We start from the raw sequence: 23355 nt of genomic DNA on the forward strand, positions 1-23355 counted from the left end.
GTCGTGGACCCGGCGGGACCCGGCGGTTTTGCCCGGGGGAGCCGGGTCGCCCGCGGTGGATGTCGTGTAACGCTAAGGAAACGGCACGTTCATGTGCCATTGACACCTGGCGGAGCTTGGTTCTACTGTCCAGCTCAACCGGTTAAATCGTTTTTTCGTAGGAGTCCAACCACCCCCCCCTTCTTGAGGAAGCGCTTATGTTCACTGTTTCGCGAAGGTCTGTTCCCGCCGCGATGGTGGCCGGTCTGCTCGCGCTCGCGCTCGCGGCCTGCGGTGGCGGCACCACCAAGGACTCGGCGAGTTCCGCCGCCCCGGCGGCCCCGGCGTCCTCCGCCCCGGCGAAGGCCGACCCGAACGCGCCGATCAAGGAAGGTCTGAAGATCGCCTTCCTGCCGAAGCAGATCAACAACCCGTACGAGACGATCGTGGACAAGGCCGGGATCGAGGCGGCCGCGGAGTTCAAGGCGGAGGCCAAGGAGGTCGGCCCTTCCGACGCGTCGGCCTCCTCGCAGGTGTCGTACATCAACACGCTGACCCAGCAGGGGCACGACGCGATCCTGATCGCGGCCAACGACGCCAACGCGGTGTGCGGGCCGTTGCAGCAGGCGCGGGCGAAGGGGACGAAGATCGTTTCCTACGACTCCGACGCCTCCAAGGAGTGCCGCGACCTGTTCATCAACCAGGCCAACTCCGAGGAGATCGGCCGCAGCCAGGTGAAGCTCCTGTCGGAGCTGATCGGCGGCAAGGGTGAGGTGGCGATCCTGTCGGCGACGGCGAACGCGACCAACCAGAACACCTGGATCGAGTTCATGAAGGACGAACTCGGCAAGCCCGAGTACAAGGACATGAAGCTGGTCAAGGTCGCCTACGGCGACGACGACGACCAGAAGTCCTTCCAGGAGACCCAGGGCCTGCTGCAGGCGTACCCGGACCTGAAGGGGATCATCTCGCCGACCACGGTCGGCATCTCGGCGGCGGCACGCTACATCTCCGGCTCGAAGTACAAGGGCGAGGTCGTGCTGACCGGGCTGGGCACCCCCAACCAGATGCGCCAGTTCATCAAGGACAAGACGGTCGAGAAGTTCGCGCTGTGGAACCCCAAGGACCTGGGCTACCTGGCCTCGTACGCGGCGGCGGCGCTCGCCTCGGGGCAGATCACCGGGGCCGAGGGCGAGGTGCTCAAGGCCGGCAAGCTCGGCGAGCGGACGATCGGCAAGGACGGGGAGATCATCCTCGGCCCGCCGTTCACCTTCGACGCCTCCAACATCGACCAGTTCGACTTCTGACGTCATCGGTGCGGCCCGCGCCCGGAAGGACGCGGGCCGCGCCCGGGAAGGCGCGGTTCGTACCCGGAAGGACGCGAGCCGCGCCCAGAGAGAAGGCCAGCCCATGCAGCGCGTCTGCTTCCTGCTGAAGGTACGGCCGGAGCGCCTGGCGGAGTACCGCGAGCGCCACCGCGCCGTGTGGCCGGAGATGCTCGAGGCCCTGAGCGCCACCGGCTGGCACAACTACTCGCTCTTCCTGCGCCAGGACGGGCTGCTGGTCGGCTACCTGGAGACCGAGGACTTCGAGGCCGCCCGCGAGGCCATGGCCGCGACCGAGGTCAACGCCCGGTGGCAGGCCGAGATGGCGCCGTTCTTCGAGAGCCTCGACGGCCGCCCCGACGAGGGCATGGTCGCGCTCGAGGAAGTCTTCCACCTCAACTGATCGGGGACCGATTCATGATCAAGGATTCGCTGCGGGGGCAGGTCATCGAGACCCCGTCGTGGGCGTACGGCAACTCGGGCACGCGGTTCAAGGTGTTCGCGCAGCGGGGGGTGCCGAGGGACCCGTTCGAGAAGCTCGCGGACGCCGCGCAGGTGCACGCGTTCACCGGGGTGGCGCCGCAGGTGGCGCTGCACATCCCGTGGGACCGGGTCGACGACTACGCCGCGCTGGCCGCGCACGCGTCGGAACTGGGGGTGCGGATCGGGGCGATCAACTCCAACGTGTTCCAGGACGACGACTACATGCTGGGCAGCGTGACCCACCCGGACGCGCGGGTGCGGGCCAAGGCCCTCGCGCACCTGCTGGACTGCGTGGACATCATGGACGCCACCGGTTCCGACACGCTGAAGCTGTGGTTCTCCGACGGGATCAACTACCCCGGCCAGGACGACATCCGCGCCCGCCAGGACCGGCTGGCCGAGGCGCTGGGCCGGGTGTACGAGCGGCTGGGCGACAACCAGCGCTTCCTGCTGGAGTACAAGCTGTTCGAGCCCGCGTTCTACGCCACCGACGTGCCCGACTGGGGGACGGCGTACGCGCACTGCCTGAAGCTTGGCCCCAAGGCACAGGTGGTGGTCGACACCGGACACCACGCGCCGGGCACCAACATCGAGTTCATCGTGGCGTTCCTGCTGCGCGAGGGCAAGCTGGGCGGCTTCGACTTCAACTCCCGCTTCTACGCCGACGACGACCTGATGGCGGGGGCGGCCGACCCGTTCCAGCTGTTCCGCATCATGGTCGAGGTGATCGGCGGGGGCGGGTTCACCCAGGACGTCGCGTTCATGCTGGACCAGTGCCACAACATCGAGCCGAAGATCGCCGGGCAGATCCGGTCGGTGATGAACGTGCAGGAGGCCACGGCCAAGGCGCTGCTGGTGGACCGGGAGGCGCTGGCGAGGGCGCAGTCGGCCGGGGACGTGCTGGGAGCCAACGCGGTCGTCATGGACGCCTACAACACCGACGTGCGGCCCCTGCTGGCCGAGGTACGCGCCGAGCTGGGTTTGGACCCCGACCCGATGGCGGCGTACGCCAGGTCGGGCTATTTCGAGAAGATCGCCGCGGACCGGGTCGGCGGCGCCCAGGCGGGCTGGGGCGCCTGATGCCCCCGCGCCCGACGCTCCCGCGCCTGATGCCCCCGCGCCTGATGCCCCCGCGCCTGATGCCCCCGCGCCTGATGCCCCCGCGTCCGGCACCCTTCGCGAAGCCGGGGTGTGAGAGGAGAACGTCATGACCGCCGCGCTCGACCGGATGACCGCCCCGCGCACGAAGGTGGGCCTCGTGGCCGGGGGGCTGGGAGCCTACTGGCCGCAGTTCCCCGACCTGCTGCCGCAGCTGCGGCGGTCGTCGGAGCGCGTCGCCGAGCGGATGCGGGAGCTGGGCTGCGACGTCGTCGACGTGGGGTTCGTCTCCGACGCGCAGGAGGGCGCGGTCGCGGCGGAGCGGCTGCGCGAGGCCGGTTGCGACATCATCGTCGGCTTCCTCACCACGTACATGACCGCGACCATGCTGCTGCCGGTGGCGCAGCGCAGCGGGGCGCCGGTGCTGCTGATCAACCTGCAGCCGACCGAGTCGATGGACCACGAGAGCTTCGACACCGGCCAGTGGCTCGCCTACTGCGGCGCCTGCCCGCTGCCGGAGATGGCCAACACCTTCCTGCGGGCCGGGATCGCGTTCCGCTCGGTGTCGGGATACCTGGAGGACGAGCGGGCCTGGGCCAGGATCGGCCGGTGGGTACGGGCGGCCGGGGTGCGCGCGGCGCTGCGCCGGGGCAGGCACGGCCTGATGGGCCACCTGTACCCGGGAATGCTGGACGTGGCCACCGACCTGACGCTGGTGCCGGTGAACCTGGGCGGGCACGTGGAGGTCCTGGAGTTCGACGACCTGCGCGTACGGGTGGAGAAGGTCACCGACGCGCAGGTCAGGGAACGCGTCGAGCTGGCCCGGGAGGTCTTCGAGCTGGACGGCTCGGTCAAGGACGACGACTTCGCCTGGGCGGCGCGGGTGTCGGTCGGCCTGGACCGGCTGGTGGACGACTTCGCCCTCGACAGCCTGGCCTACTACCACCGGGGGCTGGAAGGGGAGATCCACGAGCGGCTGGGCGCCGGGATGATCCTGGGGTCGTCCCTGCTGACCGCCCGGGGCGTTCCCGCGGTGGGCGAGTACGAGCTGCGTACCTCGCTGGCCATGCTGGTCATGGACCGGCTGGGCGCGGGCGGGTCGTTCACCGAGTTGCAGGCGCTCGACTTCGCGCGCGGCCACGTGGAGATGGGGCACGACGGCCCGGCCCACCTGGCGATCAGCGCGCGGCGCCCGCTGCTGCGCGGGCTGGGCGTCTACCACGGCAAGCGCGGCTGGGGCGTGTCGGTGGAGTTCGACGTGGCGCACGGCCCGGTGACCGTGCTGGGCCTGCTGCAGCGGCGCGACGGGACGTTCGCGTTCGTGGTCTCGGAGGGGACCACGGTGCGGGGACCGCTGCTGCGGATCGGCAACACCACCTCGCGGGTGGACTTCGGGTGCGACCCGGGGGAGTGGACCGACGCGTGGAGCGCGACCGGCATCTCCCACCACTGGGCGCTGGGCACCGGCCACCGGATCGCCGACCTGCGCGCGGTCGCCGACCTGATCGGCGTCGACGTCATCGAGGTGAGGCCGTAGGGCGCGGGCGCCGATCAGCCCAGATCCCGCTCCGCCGAGGGGGCGCGCAGCGGGTCGAGGCGGCGGATCAGCTCGATCGCCGCCTCGACGATCCGCTCCGCCTCCGCCTCGTTGTCGCAGGTCGCCACCTCGCGGCCCGCCTCGCCGATGACCGACGTCAGGACGGCGACCGTCAGGCGGTCGAGGGAGGTGCCGCCCGCGCCGAGCAGGACACCGTTCTGCCGTACCCACTCGCGACCGCGCGTGCGGCGCATCAGCTCGAACCCCGGGGGCCCGCCCCCGTCCATGAACAGCCGGGCCAGATCCCGCCGTTCCCACGACCCCTCGAGAAAGGCGCGGGCGCCGGCGACGAACAGTTCCAGGGGGTCGTGGGTGCCCGACTGGCGGGCCTTCGACACCGCGGAGGCCGCGTTCTTCTCGTGCTCGGCCTGGTGTTTCTCCCACAGCGCGAGGAACAGCTCGGTCTTGCCGCCGAAGTGGTGGTAGAGGCTGCCGATGCTCAGCCCGGCGCGCTCGACGACGTCTGCCACCCCGGCGTCGGCGAAACCGTGCTCGGTGAAGACCTCCCTGGCGGCCCTGAGCATGCTCGTACGAGTCTGCGCCGTGCGGCTCCACTCCCAGGCGCCTGGCTTGCGTGTCATGTGCCTCTCCGCTGTCCGCCGGACGGAAAGGCTCCGGGACCCCGTCCTGTCCGATGATGGTTCCGTGTTCAGGAGGGGCTGGGAATCCCGTTGCCGCGGAATCCGTGTCCGGCCAGCACGTCGTCGAGGGAGGGGACGGGTACGGAGTCGCGCGGACCCGGCTGCGCGAGCTGGACCAGCACGCCGTGGGCCTCCTTGGGGTGCAGGAACACCTCACGCCACCTCGGGTCGCCCAGGTTGAGGCCGTGCAGGCGGTAGCCGCGCTCGGTGAGCAGGGAGACCGCCAGGTCGATGTCGGCCACGTGGAAGTTGAGGTGGTGCACGCCGCCCCGGCCGCGCGTCAGCTCGAAGAAGCTGTCGAAGAAGGTGGAGCCCTCGAGCGGCTCCATCAGCTCGATCTTGCCGCCGCCGGGATAGGTGAGCTGCATGGCCCGGTAGCCGCCGAGCTGGTTGTCGCCGCCACGGTGGAAGGTCCCGCCCAGCAGGTCACGATAGACCGGCAGGAGATCCCTGATCCGCGGTGCCGCGACGGCGGTGTGGTCGAAGACGGCGCCGAGTTCCCGAAGTGCCCGGAGCTCCGGTGAGACGTCGTGCACGTGGGCTCCTCGCGGTCGGGGGCCGGGAGACCGGCCAATCCTAGAATTGCATTCTAGTAGCCTCCTCCGTACCGCGCGTCTCGCGGGCGGGGTGGTCGTCGTGCCGATCGTTCTCAGCCGACGGCGCGCACGTAGTCGCCGGGTGCGACCACGCCGTGGCGTTCTTCGCGCAGGACCGCCTCGACCACCGCCCTGGCGGCCGCGGAGACGTCGGTGTCGCGTCCGACGTGGGCGATGAGCTCGTCGCCGGCGACCTCGATCCGCGCGACGCCGGGGCCGAGGGCCGCGTCCGCCACGGCCTGGACGCCGGCGAGGTCGACCCAGCACGAGCGGGCGCGTACCCAGCCCGGCCCCCGCTCCGCCGGGGGGATGCCGAAGCCGGCCGGATCGACGTCGCCGTCGGCGGCGGCGACGATGAGCCGCTCGACCCCGCCGAGGATGGCGGCGGTCTCGTCGGCGGTGGCCAGGCGGGCGTCGAGGGCGAGTCCGCAGCCGAGCGTGCCGTCCAGCCGGTAGACGTCGAACTCCGCGGGGGCGCCGAACACGCGGTCGCCCATGCCGGGTTCCATGCCGGATCCCGGCAGGATCGCACGCGAGTGACCGGTCGTGTTGTTGACGACCACGTCCCGGTGACAGCGCATGCCGCGGGCCCGTTCCGCCTCGCCCTTCGCCTCGGAGAGCCGGGCCGGGTCGTACCGGCCGTACTTGTACGCCGCCAGGGCCGCGGCGTTCGTCTGGGAGACCGACCGCAGGAACGAGGGCGACGCGGTGAAGGGGACGGTCGTCTCCTGGGCCACCGTGCCGACGTAGTCGCGCAGCTCCGGGGAGAAACGGTTGTTGCACAGGCAGTTCAGCTGGCACCCCGGAGATCCGGTCCAGCTCGTCAGGAGCGACGCGAACGCGGCCATCACGACCGCCGGCGGCCGTACGCCGGTGTCCGCCGCGACGTGGGCCAGCGCCTGCGCTGCGGGCCGGGAGCCCAGCAGGAGGTGATGATGGCCGCGGGCGCCGGGAAAACGGAAGGGCAGGCCGAGCGCGCACAACGGCTTCTCGGCCATCTGGCGGGCCCAGTACCTGACCGAACCCTCCAGCCGGCGCCGCCCGGCCGGGGTGCGTTCGTAGACGGCCTGGTCGGCGGGGTGGTACGCGGCGGGCGGAAGCGGCCGGCCCGCCAGCAGCGCGGCGAGTTCGGCGCGCAGGACCGTCATCGCCGACAGGTCCGCCGCCACGTGCGACACGTGCAGGACGACCAGGAACGGAGATCCCGACCGGGTCACCACGCCCGCCCTGATCGGGAAGTCGACGGCGGGATCGAAGGCCCGGCCGGGCGGGAACCAGCCCTGGCCGGTGCCCGTGGCCTCGACCACCTCTACGACCAGCGTTCCCGACGCGTGCACGAACTGCTCGCCGTCCCGCAACAGGGTCCGCAGCGCCTCCTGGCGGCCGATCAGCGCGCCCAGGGCCGCGCCGACCGCCTCCATGGTGCTTTCCCGGGGCACGCGTACCATCGTCGACAGGATGTCGGCCGGGCCCGGCAGGTCCGGACTGATCCACTCCAGCACGTTCTTCTGGCCGACCGTCATGGGCCACCGCCCCGACCGGGGACCCGAGAAGCAGACCTTCAGGTCATTCACCTACCACCACCGGTCATCGCGGTCCGCCTCGCACGGGGACCGCACGAGACCCTGGCGCGTGCTTCCCCGAGAATCACTGACGTGTGGTCCGGCCGGGAGCGATGGGCCCGACGAGTCGACCGCCGCGCCGGCGGTGCTCGCCGCGGCCGGACGGCTCGTTCAAGCCCGATCCCTGACGCCCGTCACGGTTGCCGTCGAGACGTACGCCGATATGGCATTCGACTGAATTATCGGCTCGAGTGTCATATCGGGATTCGTCATCGATCGTCCCGCTCCTTATATCGGTGAAAGAAGGCTAAGGAGCGCCATTGTTGGCGTCAAGACGTCAGGTGGTGCTCAGCTTCCTCTCTTTTCGGCCTCGGGCCGGCACTTCCTCGGTCCAGCCATATGAGGCGAGGTCAAGCCGGGGATCGCCTCCCGCGCCGGGGGAAATCATTTCCCGCTCGGACCGCCATATCCGGCCGGCTCTCTCGGCCCTGACGGCGGTGCCGTCTCTCACCGGAAGACGGGGAGGGCGCTCTTTTTTCGTGGCACATCAGATGTTCACCCCAGGACGATTAGTGGGTGGACGGTCCGGTGATTCTTGCGGCGATCGGTTACGTGGCCACCACCGGCGGCAGCCGCCGCCGGGGTTCGGCGCCTCCTGGAAAGGAAACCGGGTGTCCACGCCCTCGGGGGAACGCCGGGTGACGTTGTGGCGTTCGAGTGCGCGCCCGTGCGTCGGGCGACAAGCGCGTCGGGTCCAGGCGAAGTCGCCTGGACCCGACGTCTGCCACCGGCTAGCGGGTGGTCATGCCCTGGTCCATCTCTGGGTGGCCTGGCCGTTGCACGTGGCGACGGTCACGGTGGAGCTGTTGCCGGTGCCGGTGACGTTGAGACAGAGGTTGCCGGCGCCGCTGGTCACGGTGCCGTTGGAGTTGAAGGTCCACTGCTGGTTGCTGTTGGTGTGGCAGTCCCACAGTTGCACGCGGGTGCCGGAGCCGGCGTTCGTCGGGGAGTCCAGGCACTTGCCGAGGGTCTGGAGCCTGCCGGAGCCGTAGCTGAAGAGCTGGTTGGCGCCCGTGTGGCAGTCGTAGATCTGCAACAGGGTGCCGTTGGCGCTGGCGCTGTTGGGGGAGTCGACACAGCGCCCGGCGCCCTCGTTGCGCAGGCGGAAGCTGGTCGTCGGGGTCGGGGTGACCGTCGGGGTCGGGGTGACCGTCGGGGTGACGGTCGGGGTGGGCGTCGGGTTGGGCGTGGAGGTGCTCTGGAACTGGGAGATGAACTTCCACACCTCTCCCTTGGTCCAGGTCTGGGCGCCGTTCTCGGTGTAGGTCCCGTCCACCGGGGCGGGCGTGTGGCCGTTGTCGTACGCGGCCCAGACGACCGGGTACCCGGCGCGGCATCCCGAGTAGGCGGTGACGATGTGGCCCCGGCTGCCCTGGCCGGGCTCGGGCGGGTTCTGCGCGGTGCAGCCGTTGTTGCGGACGAACCTGTCCCGCAACGCCCGTCCCTGCGAGATGTTGAGGACGCTGTCGGTGATGCCGTGCAGTCCCATGTAGGCGATGGGCTCGTTGCCGCCGCTGCATCCGCTGAGCTGCGCGCCGGCGAACACCGCGACCGCGCGGAAGACCGTCGCGCGGCTGCACGCGAGGGAGAAGCTCATGCCGCCGCCGTAGCTGAACCCCATGGCGAAACGCAGCGAGGGGTCGACGCAGAGATCCGCCTCCACCCGTCGCATGATGTCGTCGAAGAGGGTGACGTCCTCGCCGTTGGAGTTGGCCCAGCCGTTGTTGAGGCCCTGCGGCGAGATGAAGATCGCGGTGTTGTTCGACAGCTGCCGCTGTCCGTAGTAGGACCAGGAGGCCCCGCTGCTTCCACCGGAGTCGACGTCGTTCATGGTGCCGTTCAGCCAGTGAATGCCGAAGATCAGGCGATAGGGGTTGTTGTTGTTGTAGTTCGCGGGAATCCGCAGGATGAAGCTGCGATTCTTTCCGCTGGACTGAATGGTGTGTGTTCCGCTGCTCAGCGTCGGGTTCTTTCCGCATCCTGCGGTTCCCGCGAGCGCGGCGGCGGTGGACGCCGAGGATCCTGTGCCGCTGCCGCTGCTCATCGCCGCATGCCCCGTCACCAGGACGAAAGCCGCCGCGAGCGCCACGGCCCCGAGGACGGACCTATGCTTCAACATTTTTCGATTCCCTCTGGCCGTGGGGACCGGGCCGACGATAAAGACATGTTCTGCGTTCCTCTCCATCAGCGGCATCGAATGCCCGGCGCTGCGAAACCGGAATCGAGGTGCGAGCGCCAACGTTCATCAGGACTTATCGGTATGCCGTTTGCGCGCTGTATGGGGCGTAATGCAAGGGAGCAAATACGACCTGATCGAGGATGTCAAGTAACTTGCTTCGCAGCCCCGGACGCCGGGCCCGTGAGGCGTGCCCACGCGCGTGCTGGCCAGGGAAGGTTCGTGCCGGCCCTCGACGTACAGAATGAAACTTTCGTGGCGAACAGGTCGATCGCGCGCCGGACGGAGGGCGGTGGCCCCCAAATATGATCATGGAATGCCGCCGTCACGCGCACTGCGCCCCGTCCAGAAATTTCGGCAGAATTCCGATAGTTTCGGCCGGATCGGCCGTAAGGCGGTGGACGGCGGCGGGTGGATGATCGGATGGTCTTGGCCGCGTTTGTGTACGTGGTCACCGCCGGGTGCGCCGTCACCGCCCGGCCGGGCGGCTCCGCACATGCTGCGGGTCGCCGGAGACCTCGCCTACGCAGGAGATCGCCGGCCGGGCCGCGACATTGCGGCCTTTGCGACTCCCGTCCCCGGCCCCCGAGCCGTCACCACGACTCCTGCCAGGTCCCTTCGGGGATTCGGTGGAGGGCCCTGGTGGAAGTGACCCACTCCCGGTCGAGGAAGCGCCCGGTGATCCGGCCGACCATGCACAACATGAGGTGCACACACCGGCTGAGGTCGAGCGCATCGCCGAGCTCGATCCCGCTCGTGTACGGCCGATAGTCGGGAAGATCTATGTATCCGCCTTCCTCGTACGGCGGAGTGACGTCGCCGACCTGTTCCCCGTCGTAGTAGAGGTTCACCGGTTCGAGTTCCCTGAGATGGTCGTTGTAGTGGACCTCAAGGACGCGTCGCTTTCCCAGGTTCCGTATGGCGGGGTGGTACGGGTAGAGCCCGTGGGCGAGAACGTGCGTCCATCCGGCCGAGTGCGCGCCCATCCAGACCATTTCCCCGGATGAGGTCTGGAACGCCTCCGTCGCCGTCTCGAGGCCGCACTCCCGCCGCGAGTCAGGGTCGACCCGAAGAAGCGCGCTCACCTCGTCCACGTCTCCGCTCTCCACCCAGAGCCCGTGAAAGAGATACTCGATCCGGTGTTCGACCAGCAGGCCCCACTGATCCTCAAGCGGGTACTCCTGAGCCGGGTCCGCCATCTCTCCCACCTCCAGACGCAGCGCGGGGTCGCCGGGCCTTACCTTCCCGCGTGGACGCGAACGGGTATTCGTCACACCGCATCGCTCCGATCCCGTTCTTCTCGTACGTGTCCTCGTTGTTGAACCACGCGGGTGTTCGGGTCGACGCGCCCGCGCGACCGCGCCATGCCACCCGCACCTCCTCGGTTCAGCGATCATGCTGCCGGACGGCGAGCCGGGGAGGAGCCGATCGCCTCCATCCGGGACGACCGGCCGGCGGCCTCAGCCCCCGATCGCGGGTGCGCTCTCGGGAACGGTCTCCGCCGCCGCGTCCGGTCTCGGAGCCGCGAGAAGTTCCGCCAGGTGGTCCGCGATCGCGGAGATGGTGGGCTGCTGCCACAGCAGGGTCGCGGGGAGACGGCGGCCGAAGCGCTTCTCCAGGCGCCGCCGGACCATGACGGTCATCACCGAGTCCAGCCCCTGCTCGACGAGGGGACGCCGGGTCGCCAGGTCCTCGGGGGCCAGCCTCATCACGGCCGCGATCTCCGCGCGGACCTCGGGCAGGACGCGCTCGCGCAGGTCCTCGGGCGCCAGGCCGGCGAACGCCTCCGCGGGTCCCAGGAGATCCTCCTCGGCCGGGGCGGGCGCGTCGATCACCGGATAGCGGAGTCCCGTGAGGTGTCCCACCACCCGGCCGTCCACGTCGGCCAGGAGCGCCCGGACGGTGTCGTCGGCGGCCGGGTCCACGGCCGCGTCGATGATCACCGTCGAGGGCGGCGTGCCGGTCAGCACCACCTCGTCGATGTGCACGACCATGCGCAGCACCGGATCGCCGGGGAACACGCAGGGCGCCACGGACATCGCCGCGTCCAGCGCCGGCGCCCAGCTTCCCGGTTCCCCGGTGGGGGCGGTGCGGGCTGTGTGGACGGTGGCCCGCAGCGCGCCGTCCCCGCCCAGCAGCGTCTCGATCGTCCAGTCGAAACCCGTCGAGGGCACGCCGACGCCGGCCAGCCGCTTGTGCACGAACCCGGGATCGATCGGGGTGAGAGCGCCGGCGTCCGGCAGCACGTCGGGTTTCACCTGGCCCGGAGCGGCCACGTCCGCGGTGACGTGCACCAGCCAGGCGGGTTCTGGCTCGTCGGGGCCGGCCGGGGTACGGGCCGCGAGCCGTACCGCCGGAGGCTCGTGCACGACCTGGACCTGCCTGCGCTCCGCGGTCATCAGCGGATGCATCATCTCCACGTCGGTGAGCGTGACGTCCTCGTCCTCGACCGCGTGCAGGAACGTGTTGACCAGCACGGCGGCGGGCACGATCTCGACCCCGTTGAGGGTGTGGCTGCCCGGGTAGGGCCGGTCGGCGTCCTGCACGCTGGTCCGCCACACCCTGGTCCGGCTGCCCGCGAGGCCGCTCCCGGCTCCGAGCAGGGTGTGGGAGTGCACGTCGTGCCCCCGGTTGCCGTCCTCGGCGTACGATTCGCGCCAGTGACGGCGGTGCTGCCAGGCGTACGGCGGCAGGTCGGCCAGGCCGCCGGACGGCTGCAGCCGGCTCCAGTCCACCTCGACGCCGTGACAGTGCGCGGTGCCCAGCGCGACGAGGAAGGTCAGCGGCTCCGGCTGGTTGCGGCGCAGTGACGTGCCGACGAACACGTCCTCGAACCCGTTCTCCGAGAGCGTCTCGGTCACCGAGTGCGCGACCACGGGGTGGGGGGAGATCTCCAGGAACACGCGGTGGCCGTCCCGCGCCGCGGCCGTCGTCGCCGCGACCAGCCGCACGGGGTCGCGGAGGTTCGCCGCCCAGTACGCGCCGTCCAGGACGGGCGCCGACCGGGGGTCCGCCAGCGCGGTCGTGTACATGGGGATGCGCGGCGCCCCGAACGAGAGATCGGCGACGGCGGCGGCCAGCTCGACGGCGAGAGAATCCATGTGCGGGCTGTGGAAGGCGACGTCCGACGCCACCCGCCGCACCACGATGCCCTCGACCGGCCACTCGTTCACCACCTCCTCGACCGCGGCGACGTCGCCGGACAGCACGGTGGAGCCGGGGGCCGACGCGATCGCGGCCACCAGGTCGCTGCGGCCGGCCAGCCTCTGCGCCGCCTCCTCGAAGGACAGGTCGACCATCACCATGGCCCCCCTGCCCTCGGCCCGGCGCAGCAGCCGGGAGCGGCGGCAGATCAGGCGGGCGCCGTCGGCGACGCTCATCGCGCCGGCCGTCACCGCCGCCGCGAGCTCGCCGACGGAGTGGCCGATGACGGCCTTTGGCGTGACCCCGTACGCGTTCCAGAGCCTGGCGAGGCCCAGCTGCATCACGAAGATCATGGTCTGCACGCGGTCGATGGTGTCGAGATCGCCGTCGGCCAGGACCCGCCGGGGGGAGAAGCCGATCTCCTCGGCGAAGATCGGCTCCACCTCGTCGACCAGGGACGCGAACTCCGGCACGGCGAGCAGCTCCCGCCCCATCCCGCGCCACTGGCAGCCCTGCCCGGAGAAGACCCAGACCGGCCCCGGGCCGGGCTCGGGCAGCACGTCACCGGTGATGACGGCCTCGCCCGGCACGTCCTCCGCGAGCCTGCGCAGGCCGGCCGCCAGCTCGCCCGCGTCCGCCCCGACCACGACGGCGCGACGGGCCAGATGGGTGCGCCGCAGCGCCAGCGTGTGCCCCGCCGACGCCAGGTCGAGCCCGTCGCCGAGGTGATCGGCGAGCTTGCCCGCGTACTGCCGCAGGGCCTGCTCCGACGCGGCCGACAGCGGGAACAGCCGCTCTCCCGTCACCTCTCCCGCGGGTACCTCCTGAGTGGCGGGAGCCTGCTCGAGCACGATGTGCGCGACCGTGCCGCCGTACCCGAAGCTGGAGACGCCCGCCCGGCGGGGGTGGTCGCGCTCGGGCCAGGCCGACTGTTCGGTCACCACGCGCAGGCCCGAGGTCTCCCACGGGATGGCCGGGTTCAGGCTGGTCAGCACGCTCGGGGGGATCTCGCCGCGGTGGAGGGTGAGCACCGCCTTGATGACGCCGGCGATGCCGGCGGCGCCTTCGAGGTGACCGATGTTGGACTTGACCGAGCCGATGAGGCACGGGTCGCCGGGGGGCCGCCCCGTGCCGTACACGGAGGAGAGCGCTCCCACTTCGAGCGGGTCGCCGAGCCGGGTCCCGGTGCCGTGCGCCTCGACGTAGTCGACGGTGGACGGCTCGACGCCCGCCTGCCGGCAGGCGCGGGCCATCACGTGTTCCTGGGCCTCCCCGCACGGCGCCATGATGCCGTTGGTGTGCCCGTCCTGGTTCACGGCGCTGCCGACGACGAGCGCGAGGATCCGGTCGCCGTCGCGCCGCGCGTCGGACAGCCGCTTGAGCACGACCACGCCGCAGCCCTCGCCGCGCCCGTAGCCGTCGGCCGACGCGTCGAACGACTTGGACCGCCCGTCGGGGGCGAGGGCTCCGGCCGTGCCGAGCGTGAGGGTCTGGCCCGGGGTGACGAGCAGGTTGACGCCGCCGGCGAGGGCGACGTCGTTCTCGCCGAGCCGCAGGCTCTGCGCGGCCAGGTGCAGCGCGACCAGCGACGCCGAGCAGGCGGTGTCGATCGCCATGCTGGGCCCGCGCAGGTCCAGGGAGTAGGAGATGCGGTTGGCGACGGCGCAGGTCGCGGCGCCGATCCCGGTCCACGCCTCGATCTGGGGCAGGTCCTCCAGGAGGCGGCCCCCGTAGTCGGCGGTGCAGACTCCCATGAACACCCCGGCGTCGGTGCCGGCCAGCCGGTGCGGCGGCAGGCCGGCGTGCTCCAGGGCCTCCCACGCGGTCTCCATCAGGATCCGCTGCTGCGGGTCCATCAGCTCGGCCTCGCGGGGCGACAGGCCGAAGAACTCCGCGTCGAAGCCCTCGATGTCGCTCAGGAAGCTGCCGTGACGCACGGCGTCGCGCAGCGCGGCGGCGTACTCGGGGCTCCGGTTCTCGTACCGGCGCCAGCGTTCGGCGGGTAGCGGCCGGGTCGTGTTCCGGCCGGCGCACAGCAGGTCCCAGAACTCGTCCGGTGAGCGGGCGTCGCCGGGAAGGCGGCATCCGATCCCGACCACCGCCACTGGTTCCACCCGGACTCCGCGCGGGCTGTCGGCCATCTGCTCTCGTTTCCCTTCGGTCAAGCCCACTGAGGATTGTCGATGATTTTGATCACGGCGCCGGAGACGGTCACTCCCGGCCCGGTGCCGAGCATCAGCATGTGGTCGCCGGGGCCCAGCCGCCCGGTCAGGAGCAGGTGGTCGAGGGAAAGGACCTGGTCGCTGGCCCCGCAGTGGCCGATGGTGCGGCCGTAGTCCCAGGTCGAGCGGGACATGGGCAGGTCGAGCATGGCCATGCACCGCTGTTCGACGATCTCCTCCGAGTAGTTCATGAACGCCACCCGGGTGAGATCGCCGGCCTCGATCCCGCTCTCGGCCAGCGTCCGCTCGACGACCTCCATCAACGCCCGCTGGATCTTGAACAGCGCCGCGGTGGCCTCGCCCTTGGACATGACCTGCTGGCGGAACTGCTCGTTCCTGGCCGCGAAGCTCATCTTGCGCCCGACCGTGACGCCCGGGGGGAACAGGGGCTCGCTGCCCCGGTGCAGTTCCTCGGCCTCGGTCACCGTCGTCGTGCAGACCGACGTCAGGCGCGCGAAACCCGTCCCCCTGGTGAGCACGAGCGCGCTCGCGGCGTCCCCGCCGACGTAGCCGGGGCCCATCCGCCACCGGTCCATCAGCGGGGTGCCGTAGTTGTCGGCGGCGACCAGCAGGGCGGCCTGCCGGCCGGGAGCGGCGTCCAGGTGGCCGGCCGCGAGTTCCAGGCCGATGAACATCCCGTTGCAGCCCTGCCGGATCTCGGTGGCCAGGACGTTCCCGCCGACGAGATGACGCTGCAGGTAGGAGTGCGGGGGCCAGCCGTCCGGCCCCTGGTGCCAGGTCGAGGCGTACAGGAGGAGATCCAGGTCGGCCGGCGCCCGCCCGCTGCGCTTGAGCGCGCTCCGCGCCGCGTGCAGGGCCATCTCCGGAGCCGGTACGTCACCGGCCACCACCGCCCCGGCCAGGTTGTGCAGCTCGGCCTCCTCCGCCGGGTACCAGCCCTTGGCGACGGCTTTCTCGACGCTGACGACGGTCCGGGGGAGGAACGCTCCCACTCCGCTGATGTACGTGTCCGTCAACCGCATGACTCTGCCCTCGCCCCGGCTAGACGGATTCGAGTTCTCTGACCATCGCCACGATGGTCACGACGTCCCGGAAGTTCTCGGGGTCGAGCCTCGCGGCGGGGATCGGGACGCCGACGTCCTTGCGGAGGAAGTTCAGCAGCCGCGCCGTCCGCAGGGAGTCCAGGAGACCCGACAGCAGGAGCGGGGTCGTCTCGTCGACCTTGATGTCGTCGCCGTCCAGGACGAGGTTCTCCTGGATGAAGTCGACCAGCCTTCGCGTGAGCTCGGTCGTGCGCGTGTGCGTGAGCTCGGTCATGCGCGGGCCCCTTCCGTGACGGGGGAGGGGGAGAGGATCCTGAACGCCGCCGCGGCGACGGACGTCCCGGAGCCGAACCCGACCATGAGCAGGTGGTCGCCGGCCACGAGCCCGCCGGTCGCGAGCAGATGCTCGAAGGCGATGAACTGGTCCACCGCGCCGCAGTGGCCCACCCGCCTCCCGTAGTCCCAGGTCGTCTGGTCCTCGTCGATGCCCAGCCAGGACATCTGCCCGTCCAGGTCCTCGCGGCGGCCGTGCGGCAGCGCCACCCGCGTGATGTCGGCGAGCCCGATCCCGGCCTCGTCCAGGGTCCGCTCGACCTGCTGCATCATCGTTTTCTGGATCGTCAGGTGGATCCCGGTCCCATGTGCCTCGAGCAGCCTCTGGCGGAACTCCTCGTGCCGGTCCCCGAAGCTCAGCCCCCTGCCGACGGTGGCGTCCGGGGGGAACAGGGGGTAGGCGCCGTCGTTGACCGCGTCGGCCTCCGGGATCACCGTCGCGTTCACCGACAGGAGCTCGGCCATGCCGTACCCCTTGCCGAGGAGGAGAGCGGCCGCGGCGTCGCCGATCAGCGCCCCGGGGGTCATCCGCCAGCGGTCCACCAGCGGGGTGCCGTGGTTGTCCGAGGAGACGACCATCGCCGTCTCCCGGTTCGCGTCGGCCTGCAGGTAGCTCGCCGCCAGTTCGAGCGAGCTGATCATCCCCACGCAGCCGCTCCGGATCTCGAACGCCGGCACGTTCCCGCCGAGGAGGTGCATCTGCAGGTAGTGCTGGGGCTGCCAGCCGTTCGGGCCCTGGTGCCAGACCGACGGGTAGAGCAGGAGGTCGAGATCGCGCGGGGAGGACTCGCCCCAGCGGTCGTACGCGTCCAGGACCGCGAGCCGCGCCATCTCGGGCGCGGGCATGTCGCCGGCCACCGCCGCGCCGATCTGCTGGAACCTCTCGGCCTCCTCGGGTGGGTACCAGCCCTCACGAACCGCCTGCTCGACGCTCACGCTGTCGGGCACGTAGACGCCGAGACTCCTGACGAACATGTTGGATGTACGCACACGTCCCCTAACTCATCAACTCATCGACGGTCCCGGACAACGGTCTTCGGGCAGCGAAAAGGCGGCTTATCCGATTTAGCTCGGGCGCCGGGATATCAAGCGACCCGCGGCCGGTCGATGAAAACAACGGAAAATGGGCCGGCGGGCCGTCAGGGGCAAGAATAGGGGCGGCCCGTCGGGTAAAGCAATATGAACGAGAGCAATCCGGTCGGCGACATTCCGTGATCGGGATCCGACGGAACGTGTTTGGCTTTGGAAACGCACCTTTCCGCTCCAGGCCGCGGTTTCTCCGAATGAAACTTTCATAATCCGGACGACGGGAGAACGGTGCCGGGCCGTCGCCGTTCGGCTCGGGCCCGGCGTCGTCTCAGGCGGGGACTCTCGTGCAGACGGTGTTGTTGAGTTTGAACTGGGCCGGAATGGCGTTCGTCCCGGTGACGGTCGCCGTGAATCCGAAGCTCTGGCTGGAGCCGGGGCCGATGAAGGAGTTACTGCCGACGTCGCGGGCGGTCACCTGGGTGCCGGCCTGGGTCACCGCGGCGTTCCAGGCGGTCGTGATCTGCTGGTTTCCCGACCAGGCCCACGTCAGGGTCCAGTCGTCGACGGGGGTCGTGCCGGTGTTCCTGACGGCCACGTTGCCGTTGAAGGCCCCGTTCCAGGCCCCGGTGGCCGCGTAGGTGACCTCGCAGGAGGTGCCCATCTTGAGCCCGCCGCGCAGGAAGTTCGCGAAGTTGGCCCAGGTGGGGTTCAGCGTGCCGGTGCCGACGGTCTCGCCGCAGTCGGTGGTGGTGCGGACGGTCTGCAGGCCGTACTGGGCGGGGTCCATGATCTGGACCATCATGTGGTCCGCGGCGGGTACCGAGACGAACGTGGCGTCGCCGCACTGGGCCTTGATCCTGTTGTAGAGCAGGACGCTCTGCCCGTGCGGCACCAGGAAGTCGGCCTGGCCGTGCAGGAACAGCAGCGGCGGGTCGTTGGCGTCGACGTAGGTCATCGGATTGGCCTGGGCCACCGTGGCCGGGCAGGTCTGGATCGGGCAGCCGACCAGGAGGGACTCCGGGGAGGCGGGAGAGTTGTGGTCGAGCCCGCCGGTCGGCAGGTTCTGCGCGTTCATCTGCAGGAAGTCGGTCGGGCTGTAGAAGGCGAGCCCCACCTGCACGGCGCTGGAGACGCCGGTCGTGCCGACGGTGCCCTCCATCGCCGCCACGCCGCCGGACAGGGTGGCCATCTCCGTCAGCCAGCCCCCCGAGGAGTCGCCCATGATCGCGAAGCGATTGGGGTCGAGGTTGTAGGTGGCGGCGTTCGCGCGCAGCCAGCGGATGGCCGCCTTGATGTCGTGCACCTGCGCCGGGAAGATCGCCTGGGCGCTGGACCGGACGCTGACGCCGGCCACGGCGAAGCCCAGGGGGTTGAAGATGCTCGCGATGGCGTCCGCGCCGGCCTTGCCGTCGTCGCTCGTCCACGCCGAGCCGGTGTGCCAGATGATCAGCGGCCGGGGCGTGATGCCGGTGGACGGCAGGTGGAGGTCCAGCAGATGCCCCCTGCTGCCGGCCGGTTGTGCGGGCGCGTAAGCGATGTCAGTGATCACCTGCATGGCGTGAGCCGGTGGCGCGGCGGCCGGTGACAGGCCGACTGCGGCCAGCACGGCCATCGCCATGCCGACAATCATGGCCCTGCGGATTTGAACTTGCATGGTGCGACTCCGGTCGGGTCGGATGATCGCCGCTTCCCCGGTGACCGTCCGTGTCTTCTCCCGTGCCGGGGTGGCCGCGATCGGCACGTCGGCCGTAGCGCCTGCGAGAACAACGTCCTGCTCGAGTGGTGCGACTTACATCGATATGGGCGGGGCGACGATATGACACGTAAGTGACGATGGTCAAAGTTTTCTGCATGTATTTTTCGCCGAACCGAAAAAGCGACATAAATCGTACTTTATGGATCATGTGGTACGAAGGCGCTACAGATCATCCATGGCATGCACAGGCGGTCGGATACGCGCCTGCGAGGCCTTTCGCGGCCTCCGCGTCTGGAATTGGACGACGGCCGGGATCCCCGGGAACGGGCGATCCGGGAGGTGATACCGGCTTTACCGACGGCGAATACCCGTGAAGCGCGCGCACCTGGCGAAAATGCTGCCGGAAGTTTCGGCTCTTTCCCATGACTGATTCGGACATGACAATATTCCTGGCGCTCGGTGAGTGATAATGTCCACCTTTATGATCTTCACAGTCACAGGAGGACGAATGCGAAAGGTACGCGCTGTTCTCGTCTCGGCCGTCGTGATCCTCGGAGCGTCGCTGACGATCGGCGCCACCCCGGCGCACGCCGAGAGCCTGGCCGGAGTCTTCAGGGACCACTCGGAATGCGAGCGGATCGGAACCCACGGCATCGCCCAGGGCTGGTGGGACGACTATTCATGCAAGTGGGAGAGCCGGTACCGCTACTACTTCCTCTACGCGTGACCTTCTGCGCGTAACCCTCTACGCGTGACCCCGTGAAACGCGCGCCCCCGGCTCCGGCTTCCCGTCCCGGCGGGCCGTGGACGTGCCGCGTCGGAGGGTTCGCGGGAGGACCGGCTCCGGGGCCGGGTCGCCGGCCGCGGTGCCGGGTTCCCGAAGCGTCAAGGGCGCCGGCACCACCGATACGCCGGGACCGACAGCGGAGGTCATGACGCGAGCGAGAAGACCGGCGGTCGCAGGCGGTTCGCGGTCACCGGCGCGCTCGGGCCGCTGCCGCCGGCGGTGATGGTGGCGTCCGGCCAATGTGTCCGGCCAATGTGCGGGATCGTGCCGGGGCCACCACGACGCCGGCGCAGCCGCGCTCGAGCGGTCGCTGCCGGGTGATGCTCGCCGATCGGGGCTTCGCCGGCCGTCCGGCGCCGTGGGCGCGGCAGGTGCCGGGCGTTGCCGTGCGCATCGTCGCCGAGCCTGCCGGTCGGCGCGACTTTCGGGTGCGTCCCCGGCGGCGGGTGATGACATCCGCTGTTCACGGCTGCGCTCCCGTGCCAGCGGGTTCGCGAGCTTTTCGCTGACTCCGCTCGACCTTTCACTGCCCGGTATGACCATGTTCGCCGGGCGCCACCCCCTTGTCGCGATCTTCGAGCCATCAATCGAATCTGTCGGCCTTGTACGCCATGATCGGCGTATATATCCCGTCGTCCTCTCAAGGGAGTGCCATGGCCGTCGACGGATCCGGATCGTCCGACACGGGCTGGGACGGCTGGACGGGCTCCACCCCCATCCGTACCCGGCCCGATGCGGACGCGGATCCGACCTCGGACGAGTACATCGACGAGGCGATGTTGCACGGTTTCGCCCGCTGTACGGCCCGCCTCCTGGCGCAAGACGGCCATCCGATGCACCGTTTACCTCGGCCGCCACGGGTAGGCGGGGGGCCACACACATCGCGACGAGGAGAGCCCGCACATGACGAGCGAAGGACTGTGGAGCTATCGCGAGGGCGTTTACGGTCCCGACGAGACGATGAGCGTCATCGGCTTCGACGTGGAGGCCGTCGACGGCAAGGTCGGTCTGGTGGAGGAGGAGAGCAACGTGACCGACGACAGCTACGTCGTGGCCGACGTCGGCTCCTGGCTCTCCGGCAGGAAGGTCGTGCTCCCGGCCAGCACGGTGACCCGGATCGACCGCGAGGAGCGCAAGGTGTACATCTCGCGGACCAAGCAGGAGATCCAGGACGCGCCGGAGTACGACGCGGCGACATACCGGCAGAGCGTCTACCGCCAGGAGCTGGGCGGTTACTACGGCACCTTCTCCGCCGTCCTCTGACCGGTACGGTTCTCCGCCGCCCTCTGGCCGGTACGGCGACGAGAGGGCACCACACCACCACACAGCACACGGCGACGAGACGGCACAGCGCAGGGGAGAGCCCGCCCGCCACCGGGCCCTCCCGTCCGGCGGTCGCGTCGCCGGCCGGCGACGGGGACACGGTTCGCGGACCACGAGGCCTCCCGGGGCGGGAACCGGAACGGGTCTCCCGCCCGCGGGGATCGTCCATCGGGTCCGGCGCATGTCTTTTGGGACGGTCAACACGATCGACGTGGCGAAGAAGGTCCGCGAGCAGAGAGGCGTGGCGCGAGATGCCGACGATAGGCCTGGTGGGAACGCTGGACACCAAGGGATGGGAGTACGCCTGGCTCCATGACCGGCTGCTCGCCCTCGACTGTGACGTCGTCCTGGTCGACGCGGGCATCGGTGAGGCGCGGGTGCCCGCCGACGTCGGCAACGACCGGGTCGCGCTGGCGGCCGGGGCCGACGTCGCGACGCTGCGCGCGACCGGTGACCGGGGAGCGGCCGTCACGGCGATGGGCGAGGGCGCCGCCGCCGTCCTCGCCGAGCTGTACGCCCAGGGCCGCCTCGACGGCGTGCTCGCGGTGGGCGGCAGCGGCGGGTCCTCGATCGCGGCGCGGGCCGTCAGGGACCTGCCGATCGGGCTGCCCAAGCTCATCGTCTCGACCATGGCCTCCGGCGACGTGTCCCCCTACGTGGGCACCAAGGACGTCACGCTGATGTACAGCGTCGTCGACCTCGCCGGGATCAACCGCGTCTCCGCGCGCGTCCTCGGCAACGCCGCGGCGGCCATGGCCGGCATGGTGAGCATCCCGTCCCCGGTCGTCGAGGACGGCCGCCCGCTCGTGGCCGCGTCGATGTTCGGCGCGACCACGCCGGCGGTCGACGCCGCCAGGCAACGGCTGGACGAGCTCGGCTACGAGGTGCTGGTCTTCCACGCCACCGGATCCGGCGGGCGGGCCCTGGAGTCGCTGGTCCGGAGCGGCCTGATCTCGGGCGTGCTCGACCTCACCACCACCGAACTCGCCGACGACCTGGTCGGCGGGGTCCTGTCGGCCGGCCCCGACCGGCTGACCGCGGCCGGAGCGCGCGGCGTGCCCCAGGTGGTCGCCCCCGGCGCGCTGGACATGGTCAACTTCGGTCCCCGCGACACCGTTCCCGGGCCCTTCGGCGACCGCCTGCTGTACGTCCACAACCCGGCCGTGACCCTGATGCGGACCACGGCCGAGGAGATGGGCGAGCTCGGCCGCCGGATGGCCGCCAAGCTGAGCTCGGCCACCGGCCCGACCGTGCTGTTCGTCCCGCGCCGCGGCGTCTCCGCCCTCGACGCCGAGGGGGCGCCCTTCCACGATCCCAAGGCCGACGAGTCCTGCTTCGACGCCCTGGACGAAGGACTGCGCGGCTCGGCCGTCGAGGTCGAGGAGCTGGACCTGCACGTCAACGACCCCGCTTTCGGCCGCGCCATGGCCGACCGGCTGCACCTGATGATCGCCGCGAGGGAAGCGGCGTGAACCGGGGGGACGTCCTCGCCAGGCTGCGCCGTACCGTCGCCGGGAACCGGCCGGTCATCGGCGCGGGCGCCGGCACCGGGCTGTCCGCCAAATGCGCCGAGGAGGGCGGCGTCGACCTGATCATCATCTACAACTCCGGCCGCTACCGGATGGCGGGCCGGGGCTCGCTCGCCGGGCTGCTGCCGTACGGTGACGCCAACCAGATCGTCGTGGAGATGGCGGCCGAGGTGCTTCCCGTCGTCAGGGACACCCCGGTGCTCGCCGGGGTGTGCGGCACCGACCCGTTCCGGCTGATGCCCAGGTTCCTCGACCAGCTCGCGGCCATGGGCTTCGCCGGGGTGCAGAACTTCCCGACCGTCGGCCTGTACGACGGGGTCTTCCGGCAGAACCTGGAGGAGACCGGGATGGGCTACGACCTGGAGGTCGAGATGATCAGGCTGGCGCGCGAGCGCGACCTGGTCACCGCCCCCTACGTCTTCGACCCCGCCCAGGCCCGGGCCATGGCCGAGGCGGGCGCCGACGTCCTCGTCCCGCACGTCGGGCTCACCACCAAGGGCAGCATCGGCGCGGGCACCGCGCTGTCGCTGGACGAGGCGGTCGAGCGGGTCCAGGCGATGCGCGACGCCGCGGTGGCCGTCCGCCCCGACATCCTCGTGCTCTGCCACGGTGGTCCCATCGCCGAGCCGGAGGACGCGGCTTACGTGCTGAGTCGTACGGAGGGCGTGGTGGGCTTCTTCGGCGCGTCGTCGGTGGAGCGCCTGCCGACGGAGCGCGCCATCACCGAGCAGGCGCGTGCCTTCAAGTCGCTGACGTTCTAACCACGGAAGC

At 70.4% G+C, this 23355-nt stretch carries 18 protein-coding genes; 8 read left to right on the forward strand and 10 right to left on the reverse strand.

The annotated features are described in order from the left end of the window. The first annotated feature begins 197 nt into the window (after nucleotides 1-197). The 4 genes from rhaS (at nucleotide 198) to AB0F88_RS35465 (ending at nucleotide 4422) form a co-directional block, all read left to right on the forward strand. Nucleotides 198-1286, forward strand: coding sequence for a rhamnose ABC transporter substrate-binding protein (gene rhaS / locus AB0F88_RS35450; protein WP_362694574.1), 1089 nt, complete (start codon nucleotides 198-200; stop codon nucleotides 1284-1286). Between the two features lie 103 nt (nucleotides 1287-1389). Beyond that, the gene (locus AB0F88_RS35455) at nucleotides 1390-1707 is read left to right on the forward strand and encodes an L-rhamnose mutarotase (RefSeq protein ID WP_362694577.1); all 318 of its coding nucleotides are present in this window, start codon (nucleotides 1390-1392) and stop codon (nucleotides 1705-1707) included. 14 nt (nucleotides 1708-1721) lie between these two features. Then, nucleotides 1722-2867, forward strand: a complete 1146-nt coding sequence (gene rhaI / locus AB0F88_RS35460; protein WP_362694580.1) for an L-rhamnose isomerase — start codon at nucleotides 1722-1724, stop codon at nucleotides 2865-2867. A 127-nt stretch (nucleotides 2868-2994) separates the two neighbouring features. Beyond that, the gene (locus tag AB0F88_RS35465) at nucleotides 2995-4422 is read left to right on the forward strand and encodes an L-fucose/L-arabinose isomerase family protein (protein WP_362694583.1); all 1428 of its coding nucleotides are present in this window, start codon (nucleotides 2995-2997) and stop codon (nucleotides 4420-4422) included. 14 nt (nucleotides 4423-4436) lie between these two features. Here the strand turns inward: AB0F88_RS35465 and AB0F88_RS35470 are convergent, their stop codons facing one another. The 10 genes from AB0F88_RS35470 to AB0F88_RS35515 form a co-directional block, all read right to left on the reverse strand. Further along, the gene (locus tag AB0F88_RS35470) at nucleotides 4437-5063 is read right to left on the reverse strand and encodes a helix-turn-helix domain-containing protein (protein WP_362694586.1); all 627 of its coding nucleotides are present in this window, start codon (nucleotides 5061-5063) and stop codon (nucleotides 4437-4439) included. A 68-nt stretch (nucleotides 5064-5131) separates the two neighbouring features. Next, entirely contained in the window at nucleotides 5132-5659 is a 528-nt protein-coding gene (locus tag AB0F88_RS35475) for a VOC family protein (protein WP_362694589.1), read from the reverse strand. A 113-nt stretch (nucleotides 5660-5772) separates the two neighbouring features. After that, entirely contained in the window at nucleotides 5773-7293 is a 1521-nt protein-coding gene (locus AB0F88_RS35480) for a condensation domain-containing protein (RefSeq protein ID WP_362694592.1), read from the reverse strand. Between the two features lie 790 nt (nucleotides 7294-8083). Then, nucleotides 8084-9460 (reverse strand): ricin-type beta-trefoil lectin domain protein, encoded by a 1377-nt coding sequence (locus AB0F88_RS35485; RefSeq protein ID WP_362694595.1) that lies wholly within the window; start codon nucleotides 9458-9460, stop codon nucleotides 8084-8086. Between the two features lie 650 nt (nucleotides 9461-10110). Continuing rightward, the gene (locus tag AB0F88_RS35490; protein WP_362694598.1) at nucleotides 10111-10716 is read right to left on the reverse strand and encodes a hypothetical protein; all 606 of its coding nucleotides are present in this window, start codon (nucleotides 10714-10716) and stop codon (nucleotides 10111-10113) included. 261 nt (nucleotides 10717-10977) lie between these two features. Then, nucleotides 10978-14775, reverse strand: coding sequence for a beta-ketoacyl synthase N-terminal-like domain-containing protein (locus AB0F88_RS35495; RefSeq protein WP_362694602.1), 3798 nt, complete (start codon nucleotides 14773-14775; stop codon nucleotides 10978-10980). A 47-nt stretch (nucleotides 14776-14822) separates the two neighbouring features. Continuing rightward, nucleotides 14823-15866: a ketoacyl-ACP synthase III family protein gene (locus tag AB0F88_RS35500; protein ID WP_362694605.1), complete on the reverse strand. Its 1044-nt coding sequence runs from the start codon at nucleotides 15864-15866 to the stop codon at nucleotides 14823-14825. A gap of 19 nt (nucleotides 15867-15885) precedes the next feature. Further along, complete coding sequence (locus AB0F88_RS35505; protein WP_362694608.1) at nucleotides 15886-16161, reverse strand: phosphopantetheine-binding protein; 276 nt, start codon at nucleotides 16159-16161, stop codon at nucleotides 15886-15888. After that, the gene (locus AB0F88_RS35510; protein WP_362694611.1) at nucleotides 16158-17210 is read right to left on the reverse strand and encodes a ketoacyl-ACP synthase III family protein; all 1053 of its coding nucleotides are present in this window, start codon (nucleotides 17208-17210) and stop codon (nucleotides 16158-16160) included. Before AB0F88_RS35510 ends, AB0F88_RS35505 begins: the two co-directional genes overlap by 4 nt. Nucleotides 17211-17577: 367 nt before the next feature. Continuing rightward, nucleotides 17578-18903: a cellulose binding domain-containing protein gene (locus AB0F88_RS35515; protein WP_362694614.1), complete on the reverse strand. Its 1326-nt coding sequence runs from the start codon at nucleotides 18901-18903 to the stop codon at nucleotides 17578-17580. A gap of 550 nt (nucleotides 18904-19453) precedes the next feature. On the opposite strand from AB0F88_RS35515, the gene AB0F88_RS35520 reads away from it, so the two are divergent. The 4 genes from AB0F88_RS35520 to AB0F88_RS35535 all read left to right on the forward strand — a co-directional run bounded on the left by AB0F88_RS35520 (nucleotide 19454) and on the right by AB0F88_RS35535 (nucleotide 23345). Continuing rightward, a complete protein-coding gene (locus AB0F88_RS35520) occupies nucleotides 19454-19672 on the forward strand; it encodes a hypothetical protein (RefSeq protein WP_362694617.1) in 219 nt (72 codons plus the stop codon). A 963-nt stretch (nucleotides 19673-20635) separates the two neighbouring features. After that, nucleotides 20636-20995, forward strand: coding sequence for a PRC-barrel domain containing protein (locus AB0F88_RS35525; protein WP_362694620.1), 360 nt, complete (start codon nucleotides 20636-20638; stop codon nucleotides 20993-20995). A 311-nt stretch (nucleotides 20996-21306) separates the two neighbouring features. Beyond that, entirely contained in the window at nucleotides 21307-22527 is a 1221-nt protein-coding gene (locus AB0F88_RS35530) for a Tm-1-like ATP-binding domain-containing protein (protein ID WP_362694623.1), read from the forward strand. After that, nucleotides 22524-23345 carry a phosphoenolpyruvate hydrolase family protein gene (locus tag AB0F88_RS35535; RefSeq protein ID WP_362694626.1) on the forward strand — a complete coding sequence of 274 codons (822 nt, stop codon included), beginning with the start codon at nucleotides 22524-22526 and terminating at the stop codon, nucleotides 23343-23345. Before AB0F88_RS35530 ends, AB0F88_RS35535 begins: the two co-directional genes overlap by 4 nt. Nucleotides 23346-23355 lie beyond the last annotated feature (10 nt).

Source organism: Streptosporangium sp. NPDC023963, from assembly GCF_040639135.1.
Taxonomy (GTDB): domain Bacteria; phylum Actinomycetota; class Actinomycetes; order Streptosporangiales; family Streptosporangiaceae; genus Streptosporangium.